The organism is Porphyrobacter sp. THAI-01a, from assembly GCF_056868655.1.
Map to the genome: position 1 here is coordinate 1,868,560 of NZ_CP180579.1, position 14,289 is coordinate 1,882,848.

A 14,289-nucleotide genomic window follows, 5' to 3' on the forward strand; every position below is an offset into this window, starting at 1 on the left:
TTGCTGCCCTTTGTGTTAGCTTTTTCAGATGAAAAAACTACATCCTGACGAAGTCGGACCACTCCGGTACGAGATCAACCAACTTTTCACTCCGTCCACGCCCATTCGTTTGGCCGACATGTTTGCTGGGCGGCGTGAAAAGATCGACCAAATGATCGAGGCAGTGGCGGAGCCGGGACGTCATGTCGTGTTGTATGGTGAACGCGGCGTCGGCAAGACGTCATTATCCCAGATCCTCGAACATCTAGTGCCGGCAGGGCCACAAACTGTCGTTCATAGTCGCAAGGCATGCACGCCGGGCGACAGCTTTGACTCGATATGGAGGAAGTTTTTCAAGGATATTCGATTTACGATATCAGAAGAAGGCAAAGACGTTACCGTCATTGATCTTTACCCTACGACGATTTCGCCAGATGATGTTTTGCGCGAAATGAAGCATTTTTCTGCTTCGGACATCCCGATTTTTGTCATTGATGAGTTCAACGAAATCAGTGATGATGGCACTACTTCTCGCCTAATGGCGAATACCCTTAAGGCGCTGTCGGACGAAGGTGTCTCGGCTACGATTGTAGTGGTTGGAGTTGGAGATAATGTCACCCAACTTTTCTCGGATCATGCGTCGATTGAGAGATGCACCGAGGAAGTTTTGATGCCTCGGATGTCGCGTCCTGAACTCGGAGACATCTTGGACAAACGCCTCAAGCAGCTAGGGATGCAGATTGACGAGGATGCTCGCTGGAAGATAATCATTCTATCTCGCGGACTTCCAACATACGTCCATCGTCTTGGCAAGCACGCTGCTCTTTCGGCGGTCAAGGATCTGCGGCGAACAATTACCGAATCTGACGTTGATGACGCCATTCAAGATATTCTTAGAGGTTCGTTGCAATCTCTTCGAGATAAGTACGAGGCCGCAACCGCAAGCAACCAACCTGGAAATCTCTTCAAGGAGATATTGCTTGCGTGCGCCTTAGCACGTGCTGATGACAACGGCTATTTCACTCCTGCCGCTGTTCGAGAGCCTCTAGAAAAGATACTTGGGCGGCCGATGCAAATTGCTCAGTATCAGAACCATCTGGGCGACTGGCATACCACAAAGAGGGGCCAGATTTTGCAGCGAACAGGCGAGCCGAGAGCTTACCGCTTTCGTTTTATTGAACCGACTATGCAGCCCTACGTCCTCATGAAGGGTATCGCTGACGGCATGGTGAACGACGCTGCCAAGGCTATTCTCCGCTTTCCTGCTCAAGGACACCTTTTTGGATCGGCTGACGACTAACTTGATGGAGCGATAGAATTATCAATAGCTTCATCGACCTAAATCACCCCCGCCCGAGCCGCTCCAGCTTCGCCCGCAATGCCGCCTCGTCGAAGGGCTTGACGATGTAATCGTCCGCGCCCGCGGCGATGCCGTCGTGGATATCCTTGGCCTCGCCGTTCGAGGTGCAGAACACCACCACCGGCTCCTTGGGGGTGGGGATGGCGCGCAGCTTGGTGACGAATTCGATGCCGTCCATCTCGGGCATGTTCCAGTCGGTCAGCACCAGATCGGGCATCGACTTCTTGCAGCGCGCGAGCGCCTCCTCGCCGTTCTCGGCCTCCACCGGCACATAGCCGAGGCTGAGCGCGATCTTGCTCGAGACCTTGCGGATCACCCGACTGTCGTCGACGATCAGGCAGGTACGCTGCGGCGCGGCTTGGGCCTCGCGGCCGGGATAGCGGTCGCGCATCGCCTTGGCGGCGGCGACGATCGCTGCGGTGTCGTCGGGTTCGGGGGACCCGGCGGGAGCGGCAGGCGCCGGGGCGGCGGCAGCAGCGGCGACGCGCGCAGCGTCATCCTCGGCGGCGGCGGCAAGCATGGCTTCATTCTGGGCGAGCTTCTCGGCGAGCGTCTTGCCCTCCATCGCCGGGCGGCGGTTGGGGCCGGTCTGGCGCTTGATCAGGTTCTGCACGTCAGCGCCCCCCGCCCATCGCCGCATAGCCCTGTTCGTAGGCCTGCGCGGCGTAATCGTCGGAATAGGGGTCCGCCTCGATGGCGCCGACCACCTCGCCCGGGGTCACGCGGACATGGAGATAGGGCATCCAGACATCGCCGAACTCGGCCTTCTGGTACCACACGTCGAGCACATCGTAGCTTGCCCACATGCCGTCCGGCTCGCGCAGGCGCAGGCCTTCGCCGATGCGCGGGACCGCGGCGAAGCGGATCCGGCTCTGGGTCTGGTGGGTCTCGTTCTGGACTTCGATTTCGATCACGGCGCAGCCCTCGTCTGGCACCGGTTCTAGGGGGCAAATGCTTTATGTTTTCTCAACGCCGGTAGGCCCGGGGCGGCGTTTCGCACCGCCCCGACCCTCATTTCGTCGCAGCCGCCTTCTTTTTGGCAGGGGCCTTCTTGGCCGGGGCCTTCTTGGCGGCCGTCTTTCTGGCCGGGGCCTTCTTCTTGCCCTTGCCCTTGGCGGGCCCCTTGGCCGCGCGCGCATCGATCAGTTCGATCGCGGCGGCGAGCGTCACGTCCTCGGGCTTGGTGTCGCGCGGGATGGTGGCGTTGGTGGTGCCGTCGGTGACATAGGGGCCGTAGCGGCCCGGCATGACCTTGATCTCGCCCCCGCTGGTCGGGTGCTGGCCGAGCGTGGCGATCGCCTCGGCCTTGCCACGTGACGCCCCCGCACCGCCGCGATTGGCGGCCTGCGCGAGGATATCGACCGCGCGGTTCATGCCGACCTCGAACACCTCGCGGGTGTTCGACAGCTTGCCGTACTTGCCGTCATGCCTGAGATAAGGGCCGTAACGCCCTATATTTGCTTCGATTTCGAGTCCCGTGTCGGGATGGGCGCCGATGATGCGCGGCAGATCGAGCAGCTTTACCGCCCAATCCAGATCGAAGTCGTCGAGGTCCTTGGGGATGCTGGCGCGCTTGGCCTCCTTGCCGCTGCCCATCTCGACATAGGGGCCGAAGCGGCCGGTCTTGCGGGTGATGTCCTCGCCGGTTTCGGGGTGCTGGCCGATGACGCCGTCCTCGGCCCCGCCTTCGCCGCCCGGCTGGGCGAAGCGGCGGGTGTATTTGCACTCCGGGTAGTTGGCGCAGGCGACGAAGGCGCCGTAGCGCCCACCCCGCAGGGACAGACGGCCACCCGCCCGCCCCTCGGCCGCGCACAGCGGACAGGCGCGCGGGTCGCTACCGTCCTCGCGCGGCGGGAAGAGGAAGTCGGAGAGATATTCGTCGAGCGCCTCGGTCACTTCCGAGGGCATCTTCGCCATCACCTCGTCGGCCTTAGGCTTGAAATCGCGCCAGAAGCGTTCGAGCAGGATCTTGTAGTCCTCGCGCCCGTCGGAGACGACGTCGAGCTCGTCTTCCATCCCCGCGGTGAAATCATAGGCGACGTAGTTGGGGAAGAAGCGTTCGAGGAAGGCGGTCAGCAGCCGGCCCGATTCCTCGGCGAAGAAGCGGTTCTTCTCCATGCGCACATAGGCACGGTTCCTGAGGGTCTGGATGGTCGAGGCATAGGTGGACGGGCGCCCGATGCCGAGCTCCTCGAGCCGCTTGACGAGGCTCGCCTCGGAGAAGCGCGCAGGCGGCTGGGTGAAGTGCTGGGTGGCATCGACGCCGAGCTTGGCGGGGCTATCGCCCGCCTTCATCACCGGCAGGAGGCCGCTCTCGTCGTCGTCCGCATCGTCGAGGCCTTCCTGGTAGACCGCGAGGAAGCCGGGGAAGCGGATCACCTGCCCGGTGGCGCGCAGCTCGTGCTGCCCGGTGGCATCGCGCAGGGTGACGGTGGTGCGTTCGAGCTGCGCGGTCGCCATCTGGCTCGCCATCGCGCGCTTGAAGATGAGGTCGTAGAGCTTGGCCTCGTCGCCGCTGCCGACGCGTTCGCGGGTGAAATCGGTAGGGCGGATCGCCTCGTGGGCCTCCTGCGCGTTCTTGGCCTTGGTGCTGTAGAAGCGCGGCTTTTCGGGGCGGTAATCCTCGCTGAAGCGCGCCGCGATGGCATCGCGCGCCGCCATGATCGCGCTCATGTCCATCTGCACCCCGTCGGTGCGCATGTAGGTGATCGCGCCCGCCTCGTAGAGCGTCTGGGCAAGCCGCATGGTGTGCTGCGCCGAATAGCCGAGTTTTCGCGCGGCCTCCTGCTGGAGGGTCGAGGTGGTGAACGGCGGTGCGGGGTTGCGCTTGACGGGCTTCGTCTCGACGCCCTCGACGAGGAAGCGCCCGTTCTCGACCGCGGCCCTGGCCTCCATCGCAATGCCTTCCGCCCCGAGGCTGAGGCGTTCGAGCTTCTCGCCCCGGAACTTCACCAGCCGCGCATCGAAGGCCGTGCCGTCGTGCTGCATATGGGCAACGACGCTCCAGTATTCCTCCGCGCGGAAGGCCTCGATCTCGCGCTCGCGCTCGACGATGAGGCGCAGCGCCACGGATTGCACGCGGCCCGCGCTCTTGGCGCCCGGGAGCTTGCGCCACAGCACCGGCGAAAGCGTGAAGCCGAACAGGTAGTCGAGCGCGCGGCGGGCGAGGTAGGCGTCGATCAGCGGCTGGTCGAGCTCGCGCGGGCGGGCCATCGCCTCGGTCACGGCCTGCTTGGTGATCGCGTTAAAGGTGACGCGCTGGACCTGAGCGGGCAAGGCCTTGCGCTTCTTCAAGAGCTCCAGCACGTGCCAGCTGATCGCCTCGCCCTCGCGGTCGGGGTCGGTGGCGAGCACGAGGCGCGAGGCCCCCTTGGCGGCATCGGCGATCTCGCGGAAGCGGCTCTGCTTGTCGCCGTAGAGCTCCCACTGCATCGCGAAGCCGTCCTCCGGATCGACGCTGCCGTCCTTCTCCGGCAGGTCGCGGACATGGCCGTAGGAGGCGAGGACCTTGAAGTCCTGCCCGAGATATTTCTCGATGGTTTTGGCCTTGGCGGGGGATTCGACGATGACGAGTTGCATGATGAGAGGAGGACTGTCCCTTACGTGTACGTGTGCGCGAGGGTGGCGAGGAAGCGCGCGCCAAGTCAAGCCGCCTTGCGCGAGGGGGCGGGCTGCGGCGAGCCTTGGAAAGCCGCGCGGCGGGTGAGGCGCGCATGATCGCCCTGCCGACAGGCGTGCCCGCCCTGCCGTGCCGGTCCGGAACCCTGCCCTGCCCGGCAGCGTAGCGCCCGGGGTGAAACGAAGGAGCCCCTGACGATGAACCGCCCCCTTGCCCTTTCCGCCGCCCTGCTCGCCGCCGCTGCGCCCGCGCTCGCGAACGACCCCGCCCCCACCGACGAGGCCACGGTGGCCGAGATGCGCCTTGCCGACGGCAGCGAGGTGGGGACGATAAGCCTCGCCCAGGCCGAGCACGGCGTGGTGATGCGCGTCGACGTGCGCGGGCTGACCGCCGGGAAGCACGGGCTCCACATCCACCAGACCGGCGCCTGCACGCCCGATTTCGACGCCGCCGGCGGGCACTTCAACCCCGCCGACACCGAGCACGGCTTCCACACAGCGGGCGGCTATCACGCGGGCGACCTGCCCAATCTCGACGTCGCCGATGATGGCACGGCGCGCGCGGAGTTCTTCGTGCCCAAGGTGACGATCAAGGGGCCCGCCAGCGATGCCCTGCCCCACAGCCTGAGCGATGCCGACGGCGCGGCGGTGATCATCCACGCCGCGACCGACGATTATCGCACGATGGACTCGAGCGGCGGGCGGCAGGCCTGCGGGGTGATCGTCCCCAAGGGTTAGGCGCGCCGCACGGTCCCGTCCGCCTCGCGCACCAGTTCGCCCGCCAGTTCCAGCTCGAGCAGCGCCATGTGCACCTCGGCGGGGGTTGCCTGCGTCTGCCGGATGAGTTCGTTCACCTCCACCGGCGCGTTGGTTAAGAGGTGCGCGATGTCGTGGCTGAAGTCCGCCCGCGCCTCGCCCCAGTCGAGTTTTGCGAGTTCGGCATAGTCGAACAGGTCGGCCCCGTCGCTCACGCGGAAGCGCGAACGCGGCGCGCCGGTGAAGCTCTGGAGCAGTTCGATCACCTCATCGGGCGCTTGCACCAGCACCGCGCCCTCGCGGATCAGCTGGTTGCACCCGCTCGCCCGGGCATCCAGCGGGGAGCCGGGGATCGCCATCACCTCGCGCCCCGCCTCGCCCGCCAGCCGCGCGGTGATGAGGCTGCCCGATTGCGGCGCGGCCTCGATCACCAGCGTGCCGCTGGCGAGGCCCGCAATGATCCTGTTGCGCGAGGGGAAATGCCGTCCGCGTGGCTCGGTGCCGGGGGGTTGTTCGGCGATCAGGAGGCCCTCTGTCGCGATGCGTTCCTGAAGCTCGGCGTGCTGGGGCGGATAGGCGATGTCGATGCCGCTGGCGATGACGCCGATGGTCTGCGGGAAAGCGCCTTCGTGCGCTGCCCCGTCGATGCCGCGCGCAAGGCCCGAGACGACGGTGAAGCCCGCCTCGGCCAGCGCGGCGGCGAAATCGCGGGCGAGCTTGACCGCGGCGGCGCTGGCATTGCGCGCACCTACGAGGGCAACGCAGGGCTCGCTCGCCAGCGCCAGCCGGCCACGGCAGGTGAGGATCGGCGGGGCGGAGTCGAGTTCGCCGAGCAGCGCGGGGTAATCGGGCTGGTCGTGGAACAGGTAGCGCGCCCCCGCCTTGCGAACGCTCAGAACCTCGCGCTCGATGCTTTCGGCGCTGGCCGGACGATAGGGGGCGCGGCCCCGACTGGCGAGATCGGGCAGCGCATCGAGCGCCGCCCCCGCGCTGCCGAAACGGGCGATGAGCTGGCGGTAGCTGACCGGCCCGATATTGGGCGAGCGCAGCAGGCGGATGCGCGCGAAGGCCTCGGCTTGGCTGAGCACCGGCTGCGACCCCTGGTGCTCCATCAGACTAGCGCCCCCGTCACGCCTTGCCCGAGGAACCGACCTTCGGCTCCTCCCCCCGCATCAGCCGTCCGATATTGGCGCGGTGCTGGACGATCACGATCGCGGCGATGGCGATCAGCGGCGGGATCACCTCCGGATAGCCGAGGCCCCACGCCACCACCGGCGCGGCAATGACGCTGACGAGCGAGGATACGCTCGAAATCCGGCTGAGAAACAGCGTAGCGCCCCAGATCACGGCACAGGCGAGCATCGCCGGCCATGCGAGCGCGCCCAAGGCTCCGGCGGCGCTGGCGAAGCCCTTGCCGCCCTTGAAGGCGAGCCACGGGGTGAAGCAGTGCCCCGCCACCGCCGCGACCGCAGCGATCCCTTCGGTGCCCGGCCAGACGGCCTTGGCGACCAGCACCGGGATCACCGCCTTGGCCGCATCGAGCAGCACCGTCGCCGCCGCCAGCCCCTTGTTGCCGGTGCGCAGCACGTTGGTCGCCCCGATGCTCCCGCTGCCGATGTTCCGCACATCGCCCAGCCCCGCCGCGCGGGTGAGGATCAGGCCGAAGGGGATCGAGCCGAGGACAAAGCCCAGAAGGGCGGCGAAAGCAGCGTTCATCAAATCCCATCCCGTTCGCCCTGAGCTTGTCGAAGGGCCGGACTTTCTTCTAATGGCGTGACCTGAAAAGAAAAGGACGAGGCTTCGACAAGCTCAGCCCGAACGGAGATTATTTTGAACGTCGAAGCTGCCTCCCCCATCCTGCTGTTCGATTCCGGCGTGGGCGGGCTCACCGTCTACGATGCGCTGCGCAAGGTCCTGCCGCAAGCGCCTGTGATCTATGCCGCTGACCTTGCGGGCCTGCCCTACGGCACCAAGACCGAGGCGCAGATCGCCGCGCGGGTCGCGGGCCTGCTCGGCCGGATGGCGGAACGCTGGCAACCGCGCCTCGCCTGCATCGCCTGCAACACCGCCAGCACCATCGCGCTCGGCATGGTGCGCGACGTGCTAGAGATCCCGGTTGTCGGCACCGTTCCCGCAATCAAGCCGGCTGCGGCGCTGACGCAGACCGGCACCATCGGCCTCGTCGGCACCGAAGCCACGATCCGCCAAGGCTATGTCGACGATCTCGAGGCGCAGTTCGCCGCCGGCAAGCGGCTGCTGCGCGTCGCCGCCCCTGGCCTCGTGCAGGCCGCCGAGGCCAAGCTGCGCGGGCGGCCCGTCGACCCGGCGCTGATCGCCGACGTCCATGCGCGCCTCGCGACGATGGCGGGTGCGGACGAAATCGACACGCTGGTGCTCGCCTGCACCCACTTCCCGTTGCTGGCGGACGAGCTTGCGACCGCCTTCGGCAACGAGGTGCGGCAGATCGACGGCGCCGACGGGATCGCTCGGCGCATCGCCCACCTACTCGAAGGACAGGGCTTTGCCGCAACCGGTCCCGACCGCTTCGTCGTCACCGGCCCGCTGGCCGGTGCCGAGGGGCTGGAGGAGGCCCTCGCCGCACGCGGATTCGGGGTGGCCGAGGCCTTCTGAACCCGCGGCGCCTTGCGAGCCGCTCGCAAAGATCGTGATAGCAAATGGGCCCGCCCGCCCTTAAATACGCGGTCTGAAACCTTCCGCCCTCTGGCACGTTTGGGCGGGACGATAACAGCACAGCAGGAGCCGCGCCCGCCCCGGCAAGGTGGCCGCGAGAGCAGCGAGACGCGAGTGAACTACGACCAGATTTTCGATTCCGCGATCGACCGTCTGCACGAGGAAGGCCGGTACCGCGTCTTCATCGACATCATGCGCAACAAGGGCGCCTATCCCAACGCGCGCTGTTTCCACGGGCATAACGGCCCCAAGCCGATCACGGTGTGGTGCTCGAACGACTACCTGTGCATGGGCCAGCACGACAAGGTGATCGGCGCGATGGAAGCCGCGCTCCACGATGTCGGCGCGGGCTCGGGCGGCACCCGCAACATCGGCGGCAACACGCACCTTCACGTCGAACTGGAAGCCGAACTCGCCGATCTCCACGGCAAGGACGCCGCGCTGCTGTTCACCAGCGGATATGTGTCGAACGACGCGACGCTCTCGACCCTTGCCAAGCTGCTTCCCGGCTGCGTGATCTTCTCCGACGAGCTGAACCACGCCAGCATGATCGCCGGCATCCGCAATTCGGGCTGCGAGAAGAAGGTGTTCCGCCACAATGACGTGGCCCATCTGGAAGAGCTGCTCGCGAGCGTCGACATCGACACGCCCAAGCTGATCGCCTTCGAAAGCGTCTATTCGATGGACGGCGACGTCGCCCCGATCCACGCGATCTGCGACCTGGCCGAGAAGTACAACGCGCTCACCTATATCGACGAGGTCCACGCGGTCGGCATGTACGGCGCGCGCGGCGGCGGCATCTCGGAGCGTGACGGCGCGGCGCACCGCATCGACATCATCGAGGGCACGCTGGGCAAGGCCTTCGGGGTGATGGGCGGCTACATTGCCGCGAGCGCCAAGGTGGTGGACTGCATCCGCTCCTATGCGCCCGGCTTCATCTTCACGACCTCCTTGTCGCCGGTGCTGGTCGCGGGGGTGCTTGCCTCGGTGCGGCACCTCAAGGAGTCTTCGGTCGAGCGCAACGCCCAGCAGCGCGCCGCCGCCTTGCTGAAGCTCAAGTTCGCCGAAGCCGGCTTGCCGGTGATGGATTCGGTCACCCACATCGTCCCGCTGATGGTCGGCGATCCGGTGCGCGCCAAGAAGATCAGCGACATCCTCCTCGCCGAATACGGCGTCTATGTGCAGCCGATCAACTTCCCCACCGTCCCCCGCGGCACCGAGCGCCTGCGCTTCACCCCCGGCCCTCACCACACCGAAGAGATGATGGACGAGCTCACCGCGGCGCTGGTCGAGATCTGGGACCGGCTGGAGCTGGGGCTGGCCGAGGCTGCGTGATTTCGTTTGCCTTGTAAGATTTGCAATTCGCCAGATACGGTGCGCAGCCACATTTTGCCAAAGGCTGCGACGATTGAACTTAGGCGCGGGGCACCTAACGCAATTCAAGGCTCCCGCAGCCACAGTGGCATTCGCAAGACTCAAGGCGGCACTTTCGACGATGACCTGCTATGTCATCACCATGAAAGCATAACCTCAAAACTCGATACCTACGGGATCGCGTTCATTCGACGAGCCAAGGCGGAATTTCGTCCTTCTTCTGAAGAGTCTTTCTTGGTTTCCAACCCTCGGCCAGATGATTTGTCGAGATTTGTAGCGAGCATCATTTGGCGAGAGGTCAATTCTAGTGGTGGGCTATCTTTGGGACCCTTTGAAGGCCCAGCTGCTAAGCATATCTTTGATCGTGAACCGTTAGATTGGCCAATGATCATATCACGAGATTTTTTCACACTCGGCGGCGATCACCCCATTGAATTCAATACACATCCCCACAGAATCAAGTTCCTTGGGAAGAATGGATGGAAACTCACCATCCTTGGATTCAGCTTCTGGGTGATTGTTGACAAACGCGGCTTACAAGGGCTTCCGACCGAGATGCGACTTGACCGTTCTGATCCAGTGCGTGTGATTGTCGGCCATAAGCAGGACTATCGCGACGTCGGTACCTTGAAACCAATCCTGAAACGAATGTTGGAAAAGCGAGAGAGCAATGGGCGGAACGCCTGACCAGACCTACGCCGAGGTCGTCCTCGGACGGCGCAGCATTCGCGGCTATCTCGACAAGCCCGTGCCGCGCGCACTGATCGAGGAAATCCTGACGCTGGCGATGCGCTCGCCCTCGTCGATGAATACCCAGCCCTATCACTTCCACGTTATCACCGGCGAGCCGCTCGACCGCATCCGCCAGGGCAACACCGAGCGCATTCTGGCGGGCGAGCCCGACAGCCGCGAATTCCGCCGGGGGGAACCTTTCAAGGGCGTCCACCGCGACCGGCAGGTCGGCTGCGCGATCCAGCTGTTCGAGGCGATGGGCATCGCCCGCGAGGACAAGGAGGCACGACAGGACTGGGTGCTGCGCGGCTTCCGCCAGTTCGACGCGCCGGTCTGCGTCATCATCACCTATGACCGCGAGCTCGACGGCTCAGACGACACCCCCTTCGATTGCGGCGCGGTGACGACCGCGCTGGTCAATGCGGCCTGGAGCAAGGGACTGGGCTGCGTGATCAACTCGCAAGGCATCATGCAGTCACCCGTGGTGCGCGAACATGCAGGCATCCCTGACGATCAGGTGATCATGAAGGCGGTCGCGATGGGCTGGCCCGATCCGGATTTCCCGGCCAACCCGGTGAAGATCACCCGCCGCAGCGTGGCCGAAGCGGCGCGGTTCGTCGGCTTCGACTGAGCGCGCCGCCACGTCACACCCGGCGCTGCCCTATTCGCCCGCCGCGTGCCCGACGGCAGGAGCGGCTACGCCCGCGAGTTCCAGCGCCTTCGCCAGCGCGTCGCCGGCCGCAACCGCGACATCGGGCGCGACCCCGGTGCCTTCCCAGCCCTGCCCCGTGTCGGGATCGAAGGTGCGGCCGTTCGGCACGAAGGCGGCATAGGTGAAGCCCTTGTCGAGCGGCACCATGCCCCCGAAATTGCCCGCGCCATAGGTTGTTTCGCCCACCAGCGTGGCGCGGCCCGCCCGTTTCAGCGACAGCGCGAGGTGTTCGGCTGCCGAGGCGCTGCGCTTCGAGGTCAGCACATAGACCGCGCTGCGCTGGAAGGCGCCGTTCGCCGCCGGCTCGACATAGTGCTCGTCGCGCACCACGCCCTCGGGCGCCGCGACACGGCGCAGGCGGCCCTCCGCCGGGCTCTGGCCGCCCATGCGCGCGACCACGCTGGCCCGCGTGTCCATAGTCACCAGCGTCGTCGGCTCGGAGAAAAGGTGCGGGAAGAGCAGGTCCATCTCGGCGAGCCCGCCGCCGCGGTGCGCGCGGATGTCGATGATCAGCGTGCGGGCACCGGCATGCTCGGCGATGAACCGCTCGAGCGCGGCCATCGTGGCGGGCGTCCCGAAGAAGGCGTCGAAGGCGATGTAGGCCACCCCGTCCGCCTCCCAGCCCGAACGGGTGATGGTGTTGAGCGCTGGGTCCGGGCCGCCGCCGCCCGGCCCTTCCTGCGGCGGGCCGCTGCGCGCCTCGGGCGGGACCACGTGGACGCGCAGGTGGCCGTCACGGTGGACCTTCTGCAGGTCCGTGGTCACCGCCTCGGCAAAGGCGCGCGGATCGGGGAAGCTGTCATAGGCGCCCTCGGCGAGGCGGGCGCGCAGCATGGCTGCATAGGCCTTGCCTGCCTCGGGAAAGACGAAATCCGCCTCGAGCCGCTCGGCGAGGCTGCCGACCGCCTCGCGCGCCACGGCGCGATCGAACGCCGGCGCCTGTGCCGCGGCGGGAGCGGCCGGGGCCTCGCCGGAAGCAGGGGAAAACGGAAGAACGGCGACCGCGGCCGCCAGCAGGACACGATACATCTGCGAACCTCTACTGTGTTAGTCCAGCAGCACACTACCGCCATCGCCGGGGCAAGTCTGCGCAAGTTTCGTGCACCGCGTGCCAAAATCTGGCACACAGAGGCCATGCTGGATTCCTTCGACCGCGCCCTGCTCAACCTCCTGCAACGCGACGATACCGCGACCGCCGAAAGGCTGGCCGAGAGCGTTCCGCTCTCGCCGTCGGCGATTGCCCGGCGGCTCCGGCGGCTGCGAAGCGAGGGCTGGATCACCGCGACGGTTGCGCTGCTGTCGCGGCGGCTGACGGCGCAGCGGCTGCGCGCGATCGTGACGCTTCAGCTCACCGAACATGCCGACCAGGAGGGCAAGCGGGCGCTACTCGCGCGGCTCGACGCCGCGCCGCAGGTGCAGTTCTGCTATGAGCTTGCCGGCACGGTCGATCTGCTGCTGCTGCTCGATTGCGGCGACATGGCGGAGTTCAACCACCTCGTCGAAACCCTGCTCGAAAGCGAGCCGATCGTGCGCCGCTACGAGACGAGCTTCGTCAAGCGCGAGCTGAAATTCGCGCCCTTCGTCGATCTCGCGCCGCGCCGGACCTAGGGCCAGACGCCTCAGCGCGGGAGTTCGGAGACCCCCATCAGCGCCTCGTCGACCGCGCGCGCGGCCTGGCGGCCCTCGCGGATCGCCCAGACCACGAGGCTCTGCCCGCGCCGCATGTCGCCGCAGGCGAAGACATTGGGCTCGCTGGTCGCGTAGCTGTTCGTGTCCGCCGCGACATTGCCGCGCGCATCGAGCGTCACGCCCGCCTGTTCGAGCAGGCCCGCCTTCTTCGGCCCGACGAAGCCCATCGCGAGGAGGATCAGGTCGGCCTTGATGACGAACTCGCTGCCCTCGATCTCGCGCATCTGGCGGTCGATCCATTCCACGCGCACGCATTCGAGGCCGGTGACCGTCTCGCCGTCGCCGAGCACCCGCTTCGCCAGCACCGCCCAGTCGCGCTCCACGCCTTCCTGGTGGCTGGAGGAGGTGCGCAGCTTCATCGGCCAGTCGGGCCAGGTCAGCGCCTTGTCTTCCTTCTCGGGCGGCTTGGGCATGATCTCGAGCTGGGTGACGCTGAGCGCCCCCTGCCGGTTCGAGGTGCCAACGCAGTCGCTCCCCGTGTCGCCGCCGCCGAGCACCACGACGTGCTTGCCGGTGGCGGTGAGGCTGCCGCGCGGCGCGGCGCGCAGCTCGTCGTCACCCGCAACGCGCTTGTTCTGCTGGGTCAGGAATTCCATCGCGAGGCGCACGCCGGGCATCTCGGCGCCGGGGATCTGAAGCGAGCGCGCGTCTTCCGCACCGCCTGCCAGCACCACCGCGTCGAAATTCTCCTGAAGGCTCTTGAAGGAGATGTCCACGCCGACCTCCTTCGAGGTTTTGAACGTCACCCCTTCCGCCTCCATCTGCACGCAGCGGCGGTTGATGAGGTGCTTTTCCATCTTGAAGTCGGGGATGCCGTAGCGCAGCAGCCCGCCAACGCGGTCGTTCTTCTCGAACACGGTGACCGAATGACCAGCCCGCGCGAGCTGCTGGGCGCAGGCGAGGCCCGCGGGGCCCGAGCCGACGATGGCGACCGACTTGCCGGTCTTTTTCTCGGGGATTTGCGGCGTGATCCAGCCTTCCTTCCACCCGCGGTCGACGATCGCGCATTCGATCGACTTGATGGTGACCGGCTGGTCAATGATGTTCAGCGTGCAGGCCGCCTCGCAGGGCGCGGGGCAGATGCGGCCGGTGAACTCGGGGAAGTTGTTGGTGGAATGGAGGTTCGCCAGCGCGCGCTTCCAGTCCGCCTCGTAGACGAGGTGGTTCCAGTCCGGGATCATGTTGTTCACCGGACAGCCGTTGTGGCAGTAGGGAATGCCGCAGTTCATGCAGCGCGAGGCCTGCCCGGTCAGCGTCGCATCATCCGGCTGGATGACGAACTCGCGGTAGTTCTTCAGGCGTTCCTTGGGATCGAGATAGTCCCGCTCGCGGCGGTCCAGCTCGAGAAATCCGGTTTCCTTGCCCATACTTACATCTC

Annotated in this window: 14 protein-coding genes; 7 read left to right on the forward strand and 7 right to left on the reverse strand. The window is 66.0% G+C overall.

Translation table 11 applies throughout. From position 1 onward, the window contains the following. The first annotated feature begins 28 nt into the window (after positions 1–28). Entirely contained in the window at positions 29–1,279 is a 1,251-nt protein-coding gene (locus ACMX37_RS09080) for an nSTAND1 domain-containing NTPase (protein WP_483145617.1), read from the forward strand. Positions 1,280–1,322: 43 nt separating this feature from the next. On the opposite strand, the gene ACMX37_RS09085 is transcribed toward ACMX37_RS09080, so the two are convergent. The 3 genes from ACMX37_RS09085 to topA all read right to left on the reverse strand — a co-directional run bounded on the left by ACMX37_RS09085 (position 1,323) and on the right by topA (position 4,918). After that, positions 1,323–1,952 carry a response regulator gene (locus ACMX37_RS09085; protein WP_483145618.1) on the reverse strand — a complete coding sequence of 210 codons (630 nt, stop codon included), beginning with the start codon at positions 1,950–1,952 and terminating at the stop codon, positions 1,323–1,325. A gap of 1 nt (position 1,953) precedes the next feature. Next, complete coding sequence (locus ACMX37_RS09090; protein WP_483145619.1) at positions 1,954–2,253, reverse strand: hypothetical protein; 300 nt, start codon at positions 2,251–2,253, stop codon at positions 1,954–1,956. 97 nt (positions 2,254–2,350) lie between these two features. Beyond that, positions 2,351–4,918 carry a type I DNA topoisomerase gene (topA, locus tag ACMX37_RS09095; RefSeq protein WP_483145620.1) on the reverse strand — a complete coding sequence of 856 codons (2,568 nt, stop codon included), beginning with the start codon at positions 4,916–4,918 and terminating at the stop codon, positions 2,351–2,353. Between the two features lie 237 nt (positions 4,919–5,155). Here topA and ACMX37_RS09100 point away from each other — a divergent pair, with 237 nt between their 5' ends. Continuing rightward, positions 5,156–5,695, forward strand: a complete 540-nt coding sequence (locus tag ACMX37_RS09100) for a superoxide dismutase family protein (RefSeq protein ID WP_483145621.1) — start codon at positions 5,156–5,158, stop codon at positions 5,693–5,695. On the opposite strand, the gene dprA is transcribed toward ACMX37_RS09100, so the two are convergent. Further along, positions 5,692–6,825: a DNA-processing protein DprA gene (gene dprA / locus ACMX37_RS09105; RefSeq protein ID WP_483145622.1), complete on the reverse strand. Its 1,134-nt coding sequence runs from the start codon at positions 6,823–6,825 to the stop codon at positions 5,692–5,694. The genes ACMX37_RS09100 and dprA overlap by 4 nt on opposite strands. A 16-nt stretch (positions 6,826–6,841) precedes the next feature. Continuing rightward, positions 6,842–7,429, reverse strand: coding sequence for a glycerol-3-phosphate 1-O-acyltransferase PlsY (plsY, locus tag ACMX37_RS09110; protein ID WP_483145623.1), 588 nt, complete (start codon positions 7,427–7,429; stop codon positions 6,842–6,844). Between the two features lie 114 nt (positions 7,430–7,543). Here plsY and murI point away from each other — a divergent pair, with 114 nt between their 5' ends. The 4 genes from murI (at position 7,544) to ACMX37_RS09130 (ending at position 11,141) form a co-directional block, all read left to right on the forward strand. Beyond that, on the forward strand, positions 7,544–8,344 hold the full coding sequence (murI, locus tag ACMX37_RS09115) for a glutamate racemase (protein ID WP_483145624.1): 801 nt from the start codon (positions 7,544–7,546) through the stop codon (positions 8,342–8,344). Positions 8,345–8,518: 174 nt separating this feature from the next. Continuing rightward, a complete protein-coding gene (gene hemA, locus ACMX37_RS09120) occupies positions 8,519–9,739 on the forward strand; it encodes a 5-aminolevulinate synthase (protein WP_483145625.1) in 1,221 nt (406 codons plus the stop codon). Between the two features lie 39 nt (positions 9,740–9,778). Continuing rightward, positions 9,779–10,465 (forward strand): hypothetical protein, encoded by a 687-nt coding sequence (locus ACMX37_RS09125; protein WP_483145626.1) that lies wholly within the window; start codon positions 9,779–9,781, stop codon positions 10,463–10,465. Then, positions 10,449–11,141, forward strand: a complete 693-nt coding sequence (locus ACMX37_RS09130) for a nitroreductase (protein ID WP_483145627.1) — start codon at positions 10,449–10,451, stop codon at positions 11,139–11,141. Before ACMX37_RS09125 ends, ACMX37_RS09130 begins: the two co-directional genes overlap by 17 nt. Before the next feature lie 30 nt (positions 11,142–11,171). Here the strand turns inward: ACMX37_RS09130 and ACMX37_RS09135 are convergent, their stop codons facing one another. Further along, positions 11,172–12,251: a S41 family peptidase gene (locus ACMX37_RS09135; RefSeq protein WP_483145628.1), complete on the reverse strand. Its 1,080-nt coding sequence runs from the start codon at positions 12,249–12,251 to the stop codon at positions 11,172–11,174. Between the two features lie 105 nt (positions 12,252–12,356). Here ACMX37_RS09135 and ACMX37_RS09140 point away from each other — a divergent pair, with 105 nt between their 5' ends. After that, positions 12,357–12,830, forward strand: coding sequence for an Lrp/AsnC family transcriptional regulator (locus tag ACMX37_RS09140; RefSeq protein WP_483145629.1), 474 nt, complete (start codon positions 12,357–12,359; stop codon positions 12,828–12,830). A gap of 11 nt (positions 12,831–12,841) precedes the next feature. Here ACMX37_RS09140 and ACMX37_RS09145 read toward each other — a convergent pair whose 3' ends face one another. Further along, positions 12,842–14,278: a glutamate synthase subunit beta gene (locus ACMX37_RS09145; RefSeq protein ID WP_483145630.1), complete on the reverse strand. Its 1,437-nt coding sequence runs from the start codon at positions 14,276–14,278 to the stop codon at positions 12,842–12,844. Positions 14,279–14,289 lie beyond the last annotated feature (11 nt).